At 61.6% G+C, this 16,252-nt stretch carries 16 protein-coding genes and 1 tRNA gene; 10 read left to right on the top strand and 7 right to left on the bottom strand.

Annotation, left to right across the window (positions count from 1 at the left end; genetic code table 11):
• Positions 1-132: 132 nt before the first annotated feature.
• Positions 133-672: a RusA family crossover junction endodeoxyribonuclease gene (locus tag WYS_RS14475; RefSeq protein ID WP_019177106.1), complete on the top strand. Its 540-nt coding sequence runs from the start codon at positions 133-135 to the stop codon at positions 670-672.
• A gap of 19 nt (positions 673-691) precedes the next feature.
• Here WYS_RS14475 and aspS read toward each other — a convergent pair whose 3' ends face one another.
• Positions 692-2,008 carry an aspartate--tRNA(Asn) ligase gene (aspS, locus tag WYS_RS05185; protein ID WP_019177105.1) on the bottom strand — a complete coding sequence of 439 codons (1,317 nt, stop codon included), beginning with the start codon at positions 2,006-2,008 and terminating at the stop codon, positions 692-694.
• Between the two features lie 679 nt (positions 2,009-2,687).
• Here aspS and WYS_RS05175 point away from each other — a divergent pair.
• The 3 genes from WYS_RS05175 (at position 2,688) to tpiA (ending at position 4,859) form a co-directional block, all read left to right on the top strand.
• Positions 2,688-2,918: a ferredoxin gene (locus tag WYS_RS05175; RefSeq protein WP_019177103.1), complete on the top strand. Its 231-nt coding sequence runs from the start codon at positions 2,688-2,690 to the stop codon at positions 2,916-2,918.
• 128 nt (positions 2,919-3,046) lie between these two features.
• Complete coding sequence (locus WYS_RS05170) at positions 3,047-4,189, top strand: fructose-1,6-bisphosphatase (RefSeq protein WP_026068834.1); 1,143 nt, start codon at positions 3,047-3,049, stop codon at positions 4,187-4,189.
• The gene (tpiA, locus tag WYS_RS05165; protein ID WP_026068833.1) at positions 4,182-4,859 is read left to right on the top strand and encodes a triose-phosphate isomerase; all 678 of its coding nucleotides are present in this window, start codon (positions 4,182-4,184) and stop codon (positions 4,857-4,859) included. Before WYS_RS05170 ends, tpiA begins: the two co-directional genes overlap by 8 nt.
• Positions 4,860-4,905: 46 nt before the next feature.
• On the opposite strand, the gene WYS_RS05160 is transcribed toward tpiA, so the two are convergent.
• Complete coding sequence (locus WYS_RS05160; RefSeq protein ID WP_026068832.1) at positions 4,906-5,769, bottom strand: NmrA family NAD(P)-binding protein; 864 nt, start codon at positions 5,767-5,769, stop codon at positions 4,906-4,908.
• A 103-nt stretch (positions 5,770-5,872) separates the two neighbouring features.
• Between WYS_RS05160 and WYS_RS05155 the strand changes: the two genes are divergently transcribed.
• Complete coding sequence (locus WYS_RS05155; protein ID WP_081579839.1) at positions 5,873-7,864, top strand: phospholipase D-like domain-containing protein; 1,992 nt, start codon at positions 5,873-5,875, stop codon at positions 7,862-7,864.
• 25 nt (positions 7,865-7,889) lie between these two features.
• Positions 7,890-8,306 carry a GNAT family N-acetyltransferase gene (locus WYS_RS05150; protein WP_147654444.1) on the top strand — a complete coding sequence of 139 codons (417 nt, stop codon included), beginning with the start codon at positions 7,890-7,892 and terminating at the stop codon, positions 8,304-8,306.
• Between the two features lie 7 nt (positions 8,307-8,313).
• Here WYS_RS05150 and WYS_RS05145 read toward each other — a convergent pair whose 3' ends face one another.
• The 4 genes from WYS_RS05145 to WYS_RS15935 all read right to left on the bottom strand — a co-directional run bounded on the left by WYS_RS05145 (position 8,314) and on the right by WYS_RS15935 (position 11,992).
• Positions 8,314-9,843 (bottom strand): ATP-binding protein, encoded by a 1,530-nt coding sequence (locus WYS_RS05145; protein WP_049796250.1) that lies wholly within the window; start codon positions 9,841-9,843, stop codon positions 8,314-8,316.
• A gap of 1 nt (position 9,844) precedes the next feature.
• A complete protein-coding gene (dnaG, locus tag WYS_RS05140) occupies positions 9,845-11,272 on the bottom strand; it encodes a DNA primase DnaG (protein WP_019177096.1) in 1,428 nt (475 codons plus the stop codon).
• Positions 11,273-11,567: 295 nt separating this feature from the next.
• Positions 11,568-11,768 (bottom strand): MoaD/ThiS family protein, encoded by a 201-nt coding sequence (locus WYS_RS05135; RefSeq protein ID WP_019177095.1) that lies wholly within the window; start codon positions 11,766-11,768, stop codon positions 11,568-11,570.
• 50 nt (positions 11,769-11,818) lie between these two features.
• Positions 11,819-11,992, bottom strand: a complete 174-nt coding sequence (locus tag WYS_RS15935) for a hypothetical protein (RefSeq protein ID WP_019177094.1) — start codon at positions 11,990-11,992, stop codon at positions 11,819-11,821.
• A 131-nt stretch (positions 11,993-12,123) separates the two neighbouring features.
• Between WYS_RS15935 and WYS_RS05125 the strand changes: the two genes are divergently transcribed.
• Positions 12,124-12,230 (top strand) — tRNA-Ser (locus WYS_RS05125).
• 356 nt (positions 12,231-12,586) lie between these two features.
• Positions 12,587-12,775: a hypothetical protein gene (locus WYS_RS05115; protein WP_147654443.1), complete on the top strand. Its 189-nt coding sequence runs from the start codon at positions 12,587-12,589 to the stop codon at positions 12,773-12,775.
• On the opposite strand, the gene WYS_RS05110 is transcribed toward WYS_RS05115, so the two are convergent.
• Complete coding sequence (locus WYS_RS05110; protein ID WP_019177091.1) at positions 12,756-13,313, bottom strand: hemerythrin domain-containing protein; 558 nt, start codon at positions 13,311-13,313, stop codon at positions 12,756-12,758. The two genes, WYS_RS05115 and WYS_RS05110, sit on opposite strands and share 20 nt — an antisense overlap.
• Before the next feature lie 166 nt (positions 13,314-13,479).
• Between WYS_RS05110 and WYS_RS05105 the strand changes: the two genes are divergently transcribed.
• Positions 13,480-14,916 carry a TldD/PmbA family protein gene (locus WYS_RS05105; RefSeq protein ID WP_019177090.1) on the top strand — a complete coding sequence of 479 codons (1,437 nt, stop codon included), beginning with the start codon at positions 13,480-13,482 and terminating at the stop codon, positions 14,914-14,916.
• Complete coding sequence (locus WYS_RS05100) at positions 14,913-16,244, top strand: TldD/PmbA family protein (protein WP_019177089.1); 1,332 nt, start codon at positions 14,913-14,915, stop codon at positions 16,242-16,244. The genes WYS_RS05105 and WYS_RS05100 overlap by 4 nt, the downstream gene beginning before the upstream one ends.
• Positions 16,245-16,252 lie beyond the last annotated feature (8 nt).

Below are 16,252 nucleotides of genomic sequence, written 5' to 3'. Positions count from 1 at the left end.
TTCGGCCACCTCATCTGGGTTCTTTTTATATCTTCCTTCGACATCTGGTGACGGTCCGTTCAGGACCCTGGGAGCGTTGCACGCGTTCTCTCAGTATCGTGCAGTGACGACATGCGGGCCGATGAAGAACCTTTGGAAACGATCGAATTCGTCGTTCTTGGCGAACCCTCACCGGAGGGAAGCACCAAAGCGTTCTATATCGAGAAGCTGAACCGCGCGGTCATCACTCACCAGAACCAGAAGGGCCTGCAGGCCTGGAGGAACCGCGTTGCCACCGAGGCCCAGCGGGCCATCGTGGACCGTCCGTGGGTCTCCGACTGCGGCTGCGCGTACGCCGTGGACGTGGACTTCGTTCTGTCCAGGCCGCCGTCCATTCCCTGGCACCGAAGGCTGCACCCAACTGTCAAGCCGGACATCGACAAGCTGGTGAGAGCGATCAATGACGCTCTCACGGGCATCATGTTCCCCGACGACTGCCAGGTCGTTTCCATGCGGGTCTCCAAGGACTACAATGACGGCGTCAGGCCGGGGGCGTACATCAAAGTGTCGCGATACACCAACGCCGTCCCCAAGCCCCGGAAGGAGCAGCCTGCGAAGAAGGGGAGAAAGAAAGCGAAGGCAGCCCCCGAGGCCGCCGAGGAACACCCCTACGACGACCCCCGGGACGATTAAGGATTTTTCTAAAAATGTTTCAAGGGACCAGGCGGACGCGGTCCCGGGGGAACAGTATGGTCTCCCTGATGTTCGGCAGGTCCAACATCTTCTGGACGAGGCGCTCGACACCGATCCCCCACCCGCCGTGGGGGGGCATGCCGTACTCGAACGCGTCGAGGTAGAACTTGAAGGCCTCGGGGTTCAGCCCCTTCTTATGCATCCTGGCGACCAGGCGGTCGTAGCGATGCTCCCTCTGCCCACCGGAGGATATCTCCTGGCCCTTATAATCAAGGTCGAAGGAGTACGAGTACGGCGTCCCGTCCTTTTCCATGATATAGAACGGCTTCGCTTCCTCCGGATACTCCACGATCCAGTACATCTCGTTGCCTTTGGCCTTCATGATGTCTCCGAGGAGCTTCTCCCCCTCGGTCCCGAGGTCGTCGCCGAGCTTGATGTGCATGCCCTCGCCTGCTACCATCTCCACGGCATCCTTGTACTCGATGATCGGGTAGGGGGCCCCGGGTACAGCGACCTCCTTTCCAAGCAGCTCAAGCTGCGGCTTCGCTCTGTCCGCCACGCCGCCGATGACGTACTGGGTACACCGCTCGATGAGGTCGAGCACGTCCTTCATGGAGTCGATGAAGGCCATCTCACCATCGAATGATATGAACTCGGAAACGTGCCTGACGGTATCGGACGGCTCGGCGCGGAAGGCCGGCCCGATCTCGAACACCCGGTCCAGGCCGGTGGACATCAGCATCTGCTTGTACAGCTGGGGTGATTGCGCCAGGTAGGCCTCCTGCCCGAAGTATCCCAGCTTGAAGAGGGTGGCGCCCCCCTCGGCCCCCGACGCCACGATCTTGGGGGTGAACACCTCGGTGAAGCCCTCGCTCACCAAGAACTGGTCAATGAGGTTGAGAGTGATGGACTTGATCTCGAAGACCGCCCGGTTCTCCGGCTTCCTCAGGTCCATGAAGCGGTGGTCGAAGCGGGTGTCCGCCTCCACGTTCACCTTGTCGATGACGCCCATGGGGAGGGGGGTCGCCGCGGGGCTGAGGACCTCGATGCTGGACGGTATCACCTCGACGCCGCCCTTGGCCTGGGGCGCTGCCTTCGCGGCGCCCTTTATCTTGACCACGGACTCGCGGGACACCGAGGTCAGCACACCCATCACCTCGGGAGCGATCTTCTTCTTGGGAGCGGTTATCTGGACAGTTCCGAAGCGGTCCCTCAGGACCAGGAACGATATTCCTCCCAGGTTCCTGACGTCCTGGACCCAGCCCTGCACGGTGACGTCCTTCTCCGCGTCGGCAGGGGAGAGGGACTTGGAATCGCGAAGCGTGACATCGCTCATAGCTATATCGGGGCCGTGGATGGCCTGGAGCACTATAAAGATAGTGGGGTTCGGGCGCGGCGCCACGTCCTTGGGGAAATCCAACATGCCCACAACACTTCTTGCCAATAAACACAACATGTACCTGATGGCCTGCGACATTGTCCTTCCAGAGTTATTCATACGGGCACCTGCACGAAGAATGCATATCATGATGGACAGATACTTCTCGAAGAAATAGGAGCGCGACAAACTGGAAGAGCATGTAAGATCTCTTCTCAAAGATCACCACGCTGGCAACTTCGCACCGCAAGTTCAGGTAAGCCAATTCGATTCCGAATCAAAAAAGGAACTGCAAGTGCACGATTTTGTTGTCGGAGCGATTTTTCAGCATGTCGAAATGGGCGTGGACACCTACTTGCGCATAATAATGGACAAGATTGTCTCTGGACGAATTTTGTAACAAAAAGTAGCAGCCCCCAGAGGGAGTCTTGCAGCGACCGCCGTCCGACGATCTGTACCGCCGGGACCTACCTGCTAAACAACGCAAGGCATTTGGAGATTATTAAGATTTTCTAATAACCAGAATATTTCAAATGATCATAAGAATGATTGCTTCTAGGCCAAGTACGCTTTTGAAGCACTGACCGTCTCGCGGGCACCAAAAGGATAAAAGGCCGGGCCTTGGAATTACTCCACCATGACCGTGAAGATCGAAATCGACCGGGAAGGCTGCATCCAATGCGGCAAGTGCTACAACGACGAATGCCCTGCTGTCTTTTCCGAGTCTGAGGACGGCACTTCGGACGTCAAAGAGGAGTATCGGGTGGGCGGGGACGTTGCGAAGGGAGAAGCGCCGGACGACAAGTTCGACTGCGCCGCCAAGGCGGCCGAGGAGTGTCCCACCAACGTGATCTCCGTGAGCAAGTAATATCATCTCAAAGAGCATAGCGGGGAACATACTGGCAGGCCGCCTATCCGATCATGGGGCGGTCGGCCTGCCATGGCAAGTATTTATATTGCAAGTAATATTTCGAGGATACAGTAAGGGGAAAGTAAATGTCAGATAGGGTTACAGTATCAGTTATCAAGGCAGATGTAGGTTCCGTCGGAGGACACGCCCGCCCGCATCCGCTTATGATGAAGAAGTGCGAGGAAAGGCTCGCCGACGGCCTCAGGGCTGGCACGATCGATGATTATTACGTTACCCGCGTGGGGGATGACATCAACCTGTTCCTCACCCACACCCGGGGAGAGAACAACAGGGACGTTCATGGTCTGACCTGGGAGGCGTTCATGGACGCCACCAAGGTCGCCAAGAGCATGAAGCTGTACGCCGCCGGCCAGGATCTCCTTACCGATGCGTTCTCCGGTAACGTCCGAGGGGCCGGACCCGGCGCCGCCGAGATGGAGTTCAAGGAGAGGGGCGCTGAGCCCATGGTGTTCTTCATGGCCGACAAGACCGAGCCGTCCTCCTACTCCCTGCCGCTGTGCAGGAGCTACATGGACCCCTTCACCACCACCGGCCTCGTCATCGACCCCCGGGCCCACGAAGGCTTCAAGTTCGAGATCGTGGACGTGTGCGACTCCAAGAAGGTGGTCATGTCAACTCCCGATGAGACCTATGACATCCTTACCCTCTTGGGCGATACCACCAGGTACGCCATCAAGAAGATATGGAGCAAGAGCAGCGATATCGGCATCGCCGCGGTCGTTTCCACCGAGAAGCTGAACATCGCCGCCGGCAAGTACGTCGGAAAGGACGACCCAGTCTGCATCTGCCGCGCCCAGTCCGGCCTTCCCGCCGTGGGCGAGCTGCTGCAGCCATACATGTTCCCCGCGCTGGTGTCCGGCTGGATGCGCGGCTCCCACTATGGCGGATGGTACCCCTGCGCGGTGGACGATTCCGACCCCGTGTTCTTCGACGGGCCCCCCCGCATATGCGCGGTGAGCCTGCACGTCAGCAACGGCGTGTTCCAGGGTCTTGAGGACCCCACCTCGCCGAGGGGCACCCACGTGGCGCTGGACTACTTCAAGGGAAGCTGCTGGGACAAGGCCAGGAGCGATGCGGTCAAGGCATCCATCTACATGCGCCGCCACGGCCCCTTCATGCCCGCTGTGCTCGGCCCCGAGGAGATGGAGTACACCACCCGCCCCGCTGTGCTGAAGAAGCTCAAGGAAAGGATGGAAAAACTTGAGTAAGCTCCGCACCCCCGTGGTCATCGTGAACTTCAAGGCGTACGCCGAGGTGGAAGGCCCCCAGGCCGTCCGCCTGGCGGATATATGCCAGGAAGTGTCCGATGCCTCGGGCATCACCGTCGGGGTATGCCCCCCCACCACCGAACTTTCCGCGGTGGCCAAGGCGGTCACGGTGCCGGTGCTCGCGCAGCACGTCGACGCCAGGTCCCCCGGCGCCGCCACCGGCTGGGTCACTCCCCAGCTTGCCGCAGGAGCGGGAGCGGCGGGGACGCTGCTCAACCACTCCGAGCACCGCATGGTCCTCGCCGACCTCGCTCAGGCCATCCAGATGTGCAAGGGCGCCGGCCTGGCGACGGTGGTATGCACTGACACGGAGGCCACCTCTGCGGCCGCGGCGGCGCTCGACCCCGACATGGTGGCTGTGGAGCCGCCCGAACTTATCGGCGGCAACATCTCGGTCACCGAGGCCAAGCCGGAGATCGTGAGCGACGCCGTGAAAGCGGTGCGCCGGGTCGACGAAGGCATCGAGGTCCTGTGCGGCGCCGGCGTCAAGACCGGCAAGGACGTGCGGAAGGCCGTCGAGCTGGGAGCTTCCGGCGTTCTCGTCGCCTCGGGCGTCGTCAAGGCCAAGGACCCCAAGGCCGCCGTCGAGGACCTGATAAAGTACCTCTGATGATTATGGGCGGTAGAACGCGGTCCTCGGGTGGTCCGTGGACAGTCTAGGCCGTTCGTAGCCGATTGACCAGATATGTTCGGAAGTCTGTTGGCAAATGGACCGGGTCGGGGCGTTCGCCCTTGGTCCTTCCATCGATCACGGCCTTCGTCATCAGCGTGAGATCCTCTATCCCGTCCGCCGTGAACCCCGCCCGCGTCAGCATTCTCCCCCACTCATCCGGCGGGATCGGCTGCAACGCTACATCCCTTCCGAGAACATCCTCGAATGTCTTGACTATATCCAATGAGCTGTATTCCCGGGGGCCCAGGACTTCTGCCACTCGCTCCTGAGGGGCATCGCGGACCATTGCTTCGGCCAAATATGCCGAGATATCGAGCGGGGAGACCATCGACAGCTTCATTTCCGGAGGGAAAAGGGTCGGCAATATCCCCTGCGCTTTTACCAGGTCCAGGTATCCGGTCCAGTTGCTGTAATAATAGGTCGGCCTGACGAACACCTGTTCGACATCAAGCCCCCAAAAGGCGCGCTCCAGCAGATATGATGCGTACAGGTCCCCCGAGCCCGGTCCGAGCTGCGCACCCATGGTCGAAAGGCCCACTATCTTGTTTACGCCGGACGCCTGGACAGACTCACGATAATTGCCGAGCATCACGCGAACGTCATCGATGTGGTGCTCCGACCAAGGGTCCTCGGGGGTCAAGAGGAAGGCGGTCCCGCCGCCATGAAACGCCCTCTCCAGCGCTTCCCTGTCCAGGTAATCGGCGACAGCGATCTCTGCCCCCATCTTCTCCAGCTCGCGTGCTTTGGCCCCGTTCCTCACCACGGCGCGTACCTCTCGCCCTTTCTTGAGAAGGCCCTTGGCCACCCCAGACCCGACCTGCCCTGTGGCTCCCAGAACTATGTCCATATTCCGCCTCGTCATACTGTCAAGAAGCTCCTGCGATTTAACGGGTTTCCGCACCTTAACTGTAGCACCAGCGGTTATTTTCTCCACCGTCGGTCCCGTGACGATGAGAGGCCACAGCGCATGTTTTCTCGTGTTGCTGATCGTCATCCCCACTGTTCTCCCCGGCCTCTCATCACAATCATGGAAGGACAGCGCAGTTCCTGCTGCTGGGGAGTCCGGCGGGCTCCTCATAGCGGAGGTGTGCCCCGCGAGGCCGGTCGAGTACGTGATCATCAGGAACTGCGGCGGGGATGTCAATCTCAACGGGACCGCGATCTCGGACGGGGAGGGAACGCTGAGTTGGACCGCGCATTTTGTCCTAGCCTCCCTAGCCGAGGTGGCCATCGCCGCTGACGCGTCCACGTTCGCCAAGGTCCACCCGGGCATCGCCTGCCTGGAGTTCACCTCTCCCCAGATCAGGAAGGCCGGGCGCTTCGCACTTGCCGACACCGGGGACGAGGTGCAGCTCCTGGACGGCTCGGGCGCCCTGATCGACATGCTCGCCTACGGAAAGAGCGCCTATTCCGGCCCGGGGTGGAGCGGCGCCCCCGCTCTCAAGGGAGGATCGGCCGACGCCCTGGTGCGGGGCGGTCCCGACACCAACTCCTCCTTGGACTGGTCCCCTGCCCCGCCGGGAAGGAGCGCCCTGATGCCGGCGGAGTTCCCCGCGGTGGTGGAGCCTTTCGCGATGCCGGAGAACGCCGCGGAACGGCTCGTCAGGGAGATCCAGACCGCTTCCGTATGGGTCAAGGCGGCCGTGTACGAGCTCACCGATCCCGTCGTCGTGAACGCCTTCGCGGCGTGCGCGGGGAGGGGCGTGAACGTCAGCGTGCTGGTGGAAGGGCAGCCGGTGGGCGGCCTGTCCGCCGATTCCCGCGCGGCGGCGACCGCGCTGCTTGACGCCGGGTGCGACGTGAGAGCGCTGCGCTCCCAGGACGCGTACAAGCGGTACGATTACCTTCACTGCAAGTATCTTATCGCCGACGGCCTGCGCTCGGTGGTCATGTCGGAGAACTGGGGCTCCGGCCTGTGGAACAACCGGGGGTGGGGAGTGTGCGCCCAGAGCTATGGCCTGGTCGAGTACCTGGAGGGCATGTTCGATGCTGATTTCAGCGGGCAGATCGATGTCTCCGCTAACATCGAGCCCGCTCCCTACTCGGGACAGGGGGCGACAGCTCCAGGCCCGGTTTCCGAGCTGGTGCGGTGGAGGGCCGCAGTAATCCCGATAGTATCCCCGGACTTCTCCGAAGAGGCGCTCCGCGGGATGATCGCCTCGGCGCGGGACCGCATATTGGTCCAACAGATGTATTGCCAGGAAAACTGGCTCGCCTCACCGGGCCTGCTCACTGACCTCATCGACGCCGCGTCGCGGGGAGTTACGGTGAGGCTTCTCCTCGACAACACCTTCTCGAAGGACGAGAACTTCAAAGTGGCCGAGGCCATCAATGCCCTGGCCGCCCGGACCTCCGTGGACATGCAGGCCAAGGTCGTCTCGTCGTACCACGGCATCAGCATTATGCACAATAAGGGGATGATCATGGACGACTCGGTCCTGATCTCCTCGATCAACTGGGGCGACAGCGCGCTCCGGGACAACCGGGAGCTGGGCCTCCTGGTCCGCTCGTCCGAGATATCGGGCTTCTTCTCCGATCTCTTCTGGGCCGACTGGGCCGATGACCCCCTGCCGCCCACCATGCGGCTGGGACACGAGCGGATCCTCACCTATGCCGGCATGCCGGTGCTCCTGGACGGGAGCAACATCACCGACCGCTCCGGCATATCGTTGATCGCCTGGGACCTGGACGGGGACGGCCGCCCCGATGGGACCGGAGCCAAGTTCGTCGCGGTGTTCGAGGAAGGCGTCCACGTCGTCACCGTGACCGCTTACGACCGATACAACAACTCCGCGCAGGGGACCGTGACTGTAACGGCGATGCCGCTCCCGGGGCAGCAGGGCGAAGACCGAGGCGGCCTTCCATACCTGGCGGTCCTGCCCCTGGTCCCGGTGGCAGCGTTCATCGTATTCAAAAGGATTAAAGAACGGAAGGGACATTGAATCAAAGGTGTACCTGAGGGGATTCATGAGCGACGACCTGCCGTCGGTGTACCGACTGGCATGCTCGACCTTGAGCGAGAGGTATGATCCGACCATATTCACTACCTTGTCGTCCTCTTGGCCGGAAGGCTTCATCGTGGTCGAATCGCCCTGGGGCATCAAGGCGTTCATACTCGGCATCCTGACCTCGTCGGTGCACTCCCGCGTGCTAATGCTGGCCGTTTCTCCGGAAATACGGAAAAAAGGGGTCGGCTCCATGCTCATGTCCAGATATCTCGAGGAAAGCAGGAAGAAGGGGGCCAAGGTAGTGTCACTGGAGGTCCGCAAGGGCAATGTTCCGGCCACCGAGTTCTACCACAAGTTCGGGTTCCAGCCGATGGACGTCATAAAGAACTACTACAATGACGGCGAGGACGCCTACCAGATGCAGCTGTTCATCTGAATCCGCTTCACTGATACGCCCGGTCGTCCCTGATGTGCTCGTTCTGGAAATAATAGGGGGACTTCTCTTTCTGCGCGGAGGATATGTCGGTGCCGAGCCCCTTCATGTAGGTGCCGTAGCGCTCCCTGATCTGCTCCTCCACCGGCCTGGTCCTCTTCTGAGCGGCCAGGACATGCTTCTCCTCGATGAGGCAGTCGCCCAGGCTCACCGCAAGATCGCCGGATGAGCGTATCAGGCCGCCCAGCTCGCGGAGCCTCAGGGTCAGGGCGCCCTCCTTTCCGTCGAGGACCTTGGCGCGGTACCTCGCCTCCCTTATGATGGCTTCGATGGCCGAGCGGGAGGCGTGAGGTATGCGGCCGTCCGTGTGTATCTCCTGGGCCATGAACTGCGCCAGCCTGGCGCGGTTAAGCTCGTTGTCCTCCATGCAGGTGTCCACCAGCACTTCGTAGCCATCCCCGGCGATGCGCGAGCGCAGGGGGGACAGGATGTTCTCGAGGTCCTGGATGTTGCATGCTGCCACCAGGATGAAATCGGACGGGACGTTCTCCACTTTAACGGAAGCACCGGCGGACTGGGGGTTGCGGCCGGAAATGGGGAACCGCTTCTCTTGCATGGCGGTGAGGATGGAACGCTGCATCGGTCCCAGATGAGATACCTCGTCCAGGAACAGCACTCCTTCATGAGCTTCGTGAATGGAACCAGGTATGACCCTCTCATACGGAGGGGAGCCCAGCTGGGCGTGCCCGCCGTAGGGGTCGTGGCGCACATCGCCGAGGATCTCGGTCTCGCTGGCGCCGGTGGCGAGAACGAAGGGGTTTCGCTCCAGGGGGACCAGCACCTTGCGGGGGCGCTGCCTCTCCAGCTCCCTTCTTCTCTCCAGCGCGCTTTGGTCCAGCATCCTTATCATCTCGCCGGCGCGCTCGAAGACCACCACTTCCTCCTTTTCGCCCCTCTTCCGAGTGGTGGTGACCTTCTCCTTGCCGGGGGCCAGGCCGGGCGCGGCGCCGGCCATGGATTCCATTAGGTTTCCCAGGATGTCCCCGAAGGGATTGCCGGGCATCCCCGTGTCGGCCTTGGCCTTCTCGCACTTGGGGCAGAAGCGGTCCTGTGGTGGAGAATAGGTGCCGCAGTTCTTGCAGCGGTATCCCAGCCGCTCGGCCACGCTGGGCGGGGCGTTGTGGGGGTCTATGAGGTCTCCTTCGGCGGAGCCCTTGGACTCCCTCTCCCTGGAGACCTCGTCCTCTCTCTTGACCTCCACCAGCGGCCGTTCGGGGTTCTCGGGGTTGTGAACGACCCGAACCTCCTCTTTCGGCCGGGGAAGGTGAAGGGCGAGGGCCTGAGCGATCATGGACTTACCAGTGCCCGGAGGGCCCACCAGGAGGAGGTGCCTCCTCTGCCTGGCGGCGATCCTCGCGAGCTCCACCGCTTCGTCCTGCCCGATGACCCTCCTGAGAGGGTCCTTCGGTATCAGGATGTCCGCGGTGGTGGCGACCGAACGGAGGTCCGGTTCGCCCTGGATGTCCACTTTTTCGCTCATCTCACTCGTTCAGGTCGTCCTTGGTCCAGACCTCTACCGCCGTAGGCTGCTTGGTGATGTTGCCCATCTTGGTGCCCACGATGGTATTGATCTTGCCCTCGGCGGCGATATCCATGATCCTCTGGGTCACGATGCCGTCGAAGACCACCGCGCCGACCCCCTTGGGGCCGGCCTTCAGGGTGTTCACGAGCTCCCTCACCGGGACCTCCTTCAGCAGCTCGCCGTTGGAGTCCAGGATCTTGGCCTTGGACGAGGAGGACAGCTCGTTGATCATGGTCTTGTACTTTGCCTGCGACTCGGACAGCTTCTTGACCGGCTCGGGAACGTCCGCGGGCTCAGGCTCGGAATATGCGTCAGCTGGCTCGGCCGCAGCGGGCTCGGCGGGAGGCAGCTCCCTTGCAGGCTCGGCCCTTTCCCTCTCCCGGGGCTCCCTGCGCTCGCGCCTTTCCTCGCGGGGCTCACGCCTCTCTCGGGGCTCGCGGTGCGGCTTTTCAGTCCTCTCGGACCGCGCTTCGGCCTTCTCGTAGCGCTCAGAGGGCTCCTCGCGCTCCCTGGCCTTCTCCTCGCGGGGCTCGGGGGCCTTGCCGTTCTCGCCGGACATGCCGTACATCTCCATGAACTGCTCGCCGGGGATCTTGTTCCGGAGGCACTTCATGATCTGCTTCTGGGTCAGCTCCTCGACCTCCATGCCGCGGGGCGCCCTGGCCACGAAGTCCACTTCGGCCACCTGGAACAGCTCGCGCAGGATGAGCTCGCCGCCCCTGTCGCCGTCGACGAAGGCGGTGATGACCCTTTCCTTGCTGAGGTCCATGACCGTCTTGGGGACGTTCGTCCCTTCCACGGCGATGGCGTTCTTGATGCCCGACTTGAGCAGGTTCAGAACGTCGGAGCGGCCCTCCACGACGATGATGGCGTCGCTGTCCTGGACGTTCGGTCCGGCGGGCAGGCGCTCCTTGCCGAAGTGAATGATCTCCTCGGTCTGCACGCTCTGGCGGACGCTCTCGGTGAGGTCGATGCCGGAGGTCTTGGATTGCTTGATAAGCTCGGTGAGCAGTTCCCTGGCCCTCTCAATGATCTTGGACCGCTTGGTGATGCGAACGTCCTCAATGCTGAGCACGTTGATCTTGGCCTTGCAGGGACCAACTCTGTCGATCGTCTCCAATGCGGAAGCGAGTATTACCGTTTCAACCTGGTCGAGACTTGATGGTATGAGGACCTCGCCCTCGGACTTGCCCTGCTTAGAGCTTACCTCGACCTCGATGCGCCCTATGCGGCCGCTCTTCTGGAGGTCCCTGAGGTCCAGCTCGTCGCCCAGCAATCCTTCGGTCTGTCCAAAGATCGCGCCCACCACGTCAGGCTTCTCCACGATGCCGTCGGCCTGGAGCTTGGCCCTGATCATGTACTTGGTGGTGCTGGGATCGATGTTCATAGTAGTACACCTCTCTTTCGTTCGAAACGGCGATCCCCACGACTAGATGCACGGACACTTATCTGACATCTTGACTGGGCTGCGCTAACAGCACCGCCCGGCCCGAATGTGGCCTTATATCTGGACTTTCCACCTTTGGCCAGGTGGAAATGATGATGGTGAGCATGAAATCAGTCTAGGAACTAAGCCGTTTCACCCCAATAGAGGGAGATGGGCGGTATAAAACTTTCGGTGATGGAACGGCAAATCCAATTATTTTATCAAGGGGGAGAATAATGATGTGCATAACACTGGCTTAGCCCCCGGAGGCTACCCTGATAAGCCTTATGTGATCGCCTTCCCGGAGGGGCTCATCGATGGGTATCGGCGAGTTGTCCCGCACGATAAGGTGGGCGTCAGGATGGAGGCACAGTGCCTTCACGATATCCTCGGGAGTAGCCCCCTCGGAAAGATCGAGATCCAGGTCCTCGCGGCCGCTCCTCACTTTGACTTTCATGCCCCTGCCAAAGGAGGCCGGGCATATACCCTTTTCGCGCGACGTCCGGACTAGCGGGCCATCCGCGGGAGAAAGGCGATGACCATGACTATGACGGCGACCGACGCGCCCAGCGCGATCCCCCATACCACCTGGTCCGCGAGGACCAGCACCGCCATGACCACGAATGCGAGGGCCAGGCCCAGGGCGACGAAGAGCTGTTTGCTGGTGCGCTTATCGACCATTCTTATCTCCCCTCCCGAAGCATCGAGGGAGTTATCATCCTTTCCGTCTCATGGGCACATCGGGACCGGCCCAATAGCCCGCAGCTCAGCAAAAGGGTTTATATGCGGTTGGCTTTTTGCCCTATCCACACGCCGAGGTAGTCTAGCCCGGTAAGGCGGTGGTCTCGAAAGAACGAGATCTCCGAGCGAACCACTGGCGGTCCCCGCCACGGGAGTTCAAATCTCTCCCTCGGCGCCATTCGTCCATCTTATGAGATGATAGGAGCTTGCAGGCACGAGCCTGCAACAATTCCACCGTTCCATATTTTTTAATTTGATTCGACCATCTCGTGGTCGAAGGCCTGAGACCATCGATACGACAGAATGCTGCTTCAAGAACCTTCCCGACAAATATTTCATCGGGCTGGCATTTTTCGCCTTCATACTGTTCAATACTGCCGGTCTGTTAAGCCTGGTGCTCACTCAGCACTGGTTACCTCAGCTGTTTGGCATTTCCCTTTTCCTGATGCTCTCTCTGTTTGTCATGACGCTCCCCTATTGAACACGGAGCTCATTCGGCGCCCCGTCCTCGTCTGCATCGCAGAGGAGGTCCGCTTGGAATTCAGGGCCAGACCTCCGATGAGCATCCCCTTTGAGACTGTTGAATGGGTCGACTCTTCCCCCGGTGATCCTAAGACACGAGCGGGAAGGATCAACCGGGGAGGGAAGATGAAGATCAGGGGAAGAAAATACCCGATCCCGATAGGCTACGAGGCGGCCTCGATCACCTCGATGGCGCCTTGATGACGCCCTTGCCCCACACCTTCTCCTGCATCTCGTTGGCCCAGCTCTCCATGTCCGACGGGAACGCCTCTCCGAACTTGTCGGCGAGGAACTTCTGGGACTCCTGCCACAGTTCCAGGTCCTGGTCGGGGTCCATGTAGCCGTCGATGGTCGGGAACACGTAGTCCTCTTCCTCCAGGATGTGGTGGCGCATGTGCTTGACCAGGTCCAGGGTGTTCTTGGCCAGCCCCTCGCGGTCCCATGCCCCTACATCCTTGGTGATGGCATCGGCGAACGACCTCGCCTTGCGGTGGTCGTCGATCAGCTCGGGCATCATCTCCTTGAGCTTGTCCGGACCGTCCGCGGCCAGGGGGAACACGAACTGCTCCTCCTTCTTGTGGTGGTACTCGTCCATGAACCGGATAGTGAAGTCCGCGAACGGCGGGAACAGGTCCCGGTGCTTCTCCGTCTCCCCGTTCTGGACGACGTACTCCATGACGTCGAACACCTGCCTCAATATGCCATGGTCGTAGGAAAGAAGGGTAATGTTGATACGCATGACCCGATATCGTCGGCGGGCATATCTATCTCTTTTCCCAAAATGTAGATTATCCCCATCATCCAACCGGTCCAGGAGGTTAATATAGCGCCCACTTCCAAGATGTAGCATCTCCCCGCCGCAAAGCTTGACGTCGTTCAAGGCATCGGGGAAACGGAGGCACTAGATGGAACCGGAGCTCGCAACCCTCATCGATCTCGCGCTGGCCCAGGGCGCCGATTACGCCGAGGCCAGGTACCAAAGTGACAGCTACGAGAGCAGCCTGCTGAGGAACGGCGTTCCCGAGGTCTCGTCCTTCGAGTCCCGCCGGGGAGTGGCCGTTCGCGTGCTCGCCGGCGGAGGCCTGGGCTTCGGGGCGACCGGTTCACTGGCCAAAGGTGATCTCAGGGCGATGGTGGGAAGGACCGTGCGCAGCGCCAAAGCGGCGGCGGGGCTGAGGAAGGAGCCGATCCGCATGGGGGAGGCGGAGATGGCCACGGGGTACGCGGAGAAGAGGCCCCGCGTGAAGTTCGGGGACGTGGAGTTGGAGGACCGCATCGCCTTGCTGAAGGAGGCGGACTCCTCGGCGATGGAAGCGGCCAAGAGATCGGGCGTGAAGCTCGTCGGGCGGCAGCTCAGCCTCGACGTGTTCACCACCGAGAAGTACATCGTGAACTCGGACGGGGCGGACTTCCGCAGCAAGGTCCCGAGAGTGGAGGTCGACGTTATGCTCACGGCAGCGGAAGCGGCCAAAGGCTCGGGGCAGAGGTCCTTCTCCATCGGGGAGAGCGGGGGCTGGGAGGCGGTGGAGCGATGGGACCTGCCGTCCAAGCTGGACCGGGAAGCTGCCACGCTGGGTGAGATTCTCCTTACCGCGGTGCCGTTCGACGGCGGGAACATGGACGTGGTCCTCGGTCCGGAGGTCGTGGGCATAGTGTCCCACGAGTCCGCCGGGCATCCCGCGGAAGCGGACCGCATGCTCGGCAGGGAGGCGGCCCAGGCGGGGGAGACCTACCTGGGGCAGGAGGATGCGGGAAGGAAGATCGGCTCGGAGGTCGTGAACGTGGTCGACGATCCTACCCTGGACCGCTCCTTCGGCTTCTATCTCAGCGATGATGAGGGCGTGAAAGCAAGGCGGAGGTATCTTATCAAGGAAGGTCTGGCCAACGAACTTCTGCACGACCGGGAAACGGCGTACCGGATGGGCGCTGCCAGCAACGGCTCCTCCCGCGCCGTGGCGTACTACCGCGAACCGATCGTGCGCATGGCCAACACCTTCGTCGAGCCGAAGGACCACAGCGTGGGCGAGCTGATCGAGGGGGTGCGCAGGGGAGCGTACATAAAGAACTTCATGGAGTGGAATATCGACGACCGCAGGTACAACCAGCGATATGTCGGGCTGGAAGCGTATTTGATCGAGAACGGAAAGCTGGGGCCGAGGCTGAAGAACCCCGTGCTGGAGATCTCCACCCCGGCCCTGTGGTCCGCGGTGGACGCGGTCGGGAAGGATGTCGAGTTCGCCGCGGCGCACTGCGGCAAAGGTGATCCGATGCAGGCCATACCGGTGTGGACCGGAGGCCCCCATATGAGGCTCAGGAACATTCGCCTGGGGGGATCGAAGTGAACGGCGAGGAGATCTGCCAGCGCGTCATCGAGATGTGCAGGAAGGAAGGCGCCACCGATGTGGTGGCTTCGATCGGGGAATCGGAGGAGACCATGGTCCGGTTCTCTAACAACGAGATCACCGTCATCGACGATCTGGATCAGAAGGTCTGCAGCATCTTCGTGAAGGTGGAGGCGCGCAAGGCCGGGACGACCGTGGAGGACCTGTCGCAGTCCTCCCTGAGGACCGCCGCGAGAAAGGTGGTGGCTGCGGCCAGGAACAGCCCTCCCGCCGATGCCTACGTGCCCCTGCCCAAAGGGCCGTTCAGGTACGATCCCGAACTCCGGATGTCGCCCCCCGTTACCACGGACCCGGACGTCCTGGTGTCCTGGACCAGGGGGGCCATCGACGCCGGGTTGAAGGAGGGCGCCGAGAGAATGGCCGGCTCCCTCATCGCCAGCAACGGCACCTACACCATGGCCACCTCGGGGGACGTGGCGGCGTCATCCGCGGGTGGTTCGCTGGAGATATCGCTCCGGGCGTTCGGAAAGGACCACGCCTCCGGGCACTCCGTCTCGATCTCCCCGTCGGACGGGATGTTCAGCCCGGAGAGAGCAGGAGCGGAGGCGGGAGAGTACGCCAGGCTGTCCGCTTCGCCGGTGAAGGGGGAGCCAGGCAGTTTCCGGACCATCCTCGGCCCCCTGGCCTTCGCCGGCCTCATGAACCAGTTCGGACGGGTGTCCTCGGCGTTCCTTGTCGACTCAGGCATGTCTTTCCTGGGCGGGAAGGTGGGGCAGAAGCTTGCGCCTGAATGGTTCTATTTATACGACGACGCATCCATGCCCAACACCTACGGCTCCTCTGCCTTTGACGCGGAGGGCCTGCCCACCCGGCGGACGGAGATCATCGAGGATGGGGTCCTGAAAAGCTACCTCCACAACTCCGTCACTGCTCAGAAGTACGGGACCGGGTCCACGGCCAACGCCGGACTGGTGGCCCCGCGGCCGTTCAACCTGGAGGTATCGCCCGGCACCAAGGAGCTGGACGAGCTGATCGCGGAGGTGGACAGCGGTATCATGGTCACCAACGCATGGTACCTGCGGTATCAGAACTACAGCACTGGGGACTTCTCTGTCATCCCCCGCGACGCCATGTTCCTCATCAAGAAGGGCGAGGTGGCCGGCTCCCTCAAGGAACTGAGGATATCGGAAAACATGCTCCGCCTGGTCGGGGGGATTCAGGAGGCATCCAGAGAGAGGAAGTGGATAAAATGGTGGGAGGTTCGCACCCCCACTCTATCTCCGTCCGTGCTGGTGGGGGACGTGCGGTTCACCCGTTCGGAGATTTGACACTCTCA

Source organism: Methanomassiliicoccus luminyensis B10 (assembly GCF_000308215.1).
Classification (GTDB): Archaea; Thermoplasmatota; Thermoplasmata; order Methanomassiliicoccales; family Methanomassiliicoccaceae; genus Methanomassiliicoccus; species Methanomassiliicoccus luminyensis.
The sequence above is the reverse complement of the archived record's forward strand: the minus strand, read 5'-3'. Positions and strand labels throughout refer to the sequence as shown.

What these genes read in the sequence shown, in the direction of transcription:
- aspS (WP_019177105.1), bottom strand. Translation starts at nt 2,008, where the DNA reads ATGAGCGATGTCACGCTTCGCGATTCCAAGTCCCTCTCCCCTGCCGAC.
- WYS_RS05175 (WP_019177103.1), top strand. Translation starts at nt 2,688, where the DNA reads ATGACCGTGAAGATCGAAATCGACCGGGAAGGCTGCATCCAATGCGGC.
- WYS_RS05170 (WP_026068834.1), top strand. Translation starts at nt 3,047, where the DNA reads ATGTCAGATAGGGTTACAGTATCAGTTATCAAGGCAGATGTAGGTTCC.
- WYS_RS05160 (WP_026068832.1), bottom strand. Translation starts at nt 5,769, where the DNA reads ATGGACATAGTTCTGGGAGCCACAGGGCAGGTCGGGTCTGGGGTGGCC.
- WYS_RS05155 (WP_081579839.1), top strand. Translation starts at nt 5,873, where the DNA reads ATGAGAGGCCACAGCGCATGTTTTCTCGTGTTGCTGATCGTCATCCCC.
- WYS_RS05150 (WP_147654444.1), top strand. Translation starts at nt 7,890, where the DNA reads ATGAGCGACGACCTGCCGTCGGTGTACCGACTGGCATGCTCGACCTTG.
- WYS_RS05145 (WP_049796250.1), bottom strand. Translation starts at nt 9,843, where the DNA reads ATGAGCGAAAAAGTGGACATCCAGGGCGAACCGGACCTCCGTTCGGTC.
- dnaG (WP_019177096.1), bottom strand. Translation starts at nt 11,272, where the DNA reads ATGAACATCGATCCCAGCACCACCAAGTACATGATCAGGGCCAAGCTC.
- WYS_RS05135 (WP_019177095.1), bottom strand. Translation starts at nt 11,768, where the DNA reads ATGAAAGTCAAAGTGAGGAGCGGCCGCGAGGACCTGGATCTCGATCTT.
- WYS_RS15935 (WP_019177094.1), bottom strand. Translation starts at nt 11,992, where the DNA reads ATGGTCGATAAGCGCACCAGCAAACAGCTCTTCGTCGCCCTGGGCCTG.
- WYS_RS05110 (WP_019177091.1), bottom strand. Translation starts at nt 13,313, where the DNA reads ATGCGTATCAACATTACCCTTCTTTCCTACGACCATGGCATATTGAGG.
- WYS_RS05105 (WP_019177090.1), top strand. Translation starts at nt 13,480, where the DNA reads ATGGAACCGGAGCTCGCAACCCTCATCGATCTCGCGCTGGCCCAGGGC.